Annotated in this window: 2 protein-coding genes; both read left to right on the top strand. The window is 46.1% G+C overall.

All coding sequences use genetic code 11. The annotated features are described in order from the left end of the window. The coding region (locus A3735_RS17825) for an ExeA family protein (protein WP_369820537.1) at window positions 1-461 on the top strand (461 nt) is incomplete at its 5' end. Continuing rightward, window positions 458-1,130: hypothetical protein (locus tag A3735_RS17820; RefSeq protein ID WP_156499743.1), on the top strand; the 673-nt coding region annotated here is incomplete at its 3' end. The genes A3735_RS17825 and A3735_RS17820, both read left to right, overlap by 4 nt.

Raw genomic sequence — 1,130 nt, 5'->3', positions numbered from 1 at the left:
CGCAATCGATGCCGGAAGACACTATAGAAGCCTTGCGCTTGCTCACCAACCTGGAAACGGAATCGGCAAAACTGATGCAGGTTGTACTCTTTGGTCAGCCAGAATTGGATGAAATGTTGAATAGCAAAAGTCTTCGACAGCTGCAGCAAAGAATAACGTTTCAGCATGAAATTCGCCCGCTCGATAGGGAGGGTGTCGAACAATATATTTCTCATCGAATGATCCTGGCAGGATACAGCGGTGGTCGTTTGTTTGAAGCAAAAGCAATTTCACTATTAGTGAGTGCATCCAAAGGTATTCCTCGCTTGGTAAATATTTTATGCCATAAGGCGCTGATGGGCGCCTTTGGTGAGGGTGTAAACCTAGTGACCGCGAAGCATATGAAAGCAGCGATTAAAGATACGGAAAGCGCACATAAACCCTGGTGGCGATCTATGCCTCTACCTGGAGCGCTTTCATGAGTTTAGTCAATGATATGCTTAGGGATCTGGAGAAGCGTAAAGCCCCTGAGCAAACCGGTTCCCTAGATACGGGCGTGTCTCGAGAAAGCATGATCGAGCCCAAACAAAGTAGCTTTAAGCAGAAAGATCTTATTTTGGTCGTCTTGGTCATTCTGGTGGCGAGCTTGTTTGCTTATATTCTTATGTCGACTGAGGAAAGCACTGTTGTCTCTGGAGATAGAGACAATAATAGTGAGCGGGCGGTTCAATCGGAAGCAGGGCTTTCACAGCAAGCGCCGACAATGCCTGTCGAAGAGCAGACAGTAAATGAAAAGCAGATAGCCGGGCCTAAATTACTCGAACCTGCTGTAGCGACGAAACAGACTCAGGTTTTGCAAGAATCTGCGCTAAAAGAAAAGAAAAGAGTGGAGCCGGTTGCCTCGGCTATTGTTGAGAAAAAAGCGCGAACAAGTGTCGTGGAAGAAAGCAAAGCAACGAAATCTGTTGTGGCAAAAGAGAGTCGTGAAGTCAAAAAGGCTAGCGATAATATTGTGACTCAGCCAAAAGTTGATAAGAGTACTGTTAGCAAGGGAGCTGATGCTGAGCCAAATTTGCAGACAAAAGCGAAAACCAAGGCCAAGCCGCTTGGTGTTGTTTTGTCTCCCTCTGCACTTGATTTAAAAATGGCAT

The organism is Oleiphilus sp. HI0061, from assembly GCF_001635675.1.
Note: the sequence above shows the minus strand (reverse complement) of the source record. Positions and strands in the feature narration are given on the sequence as shown.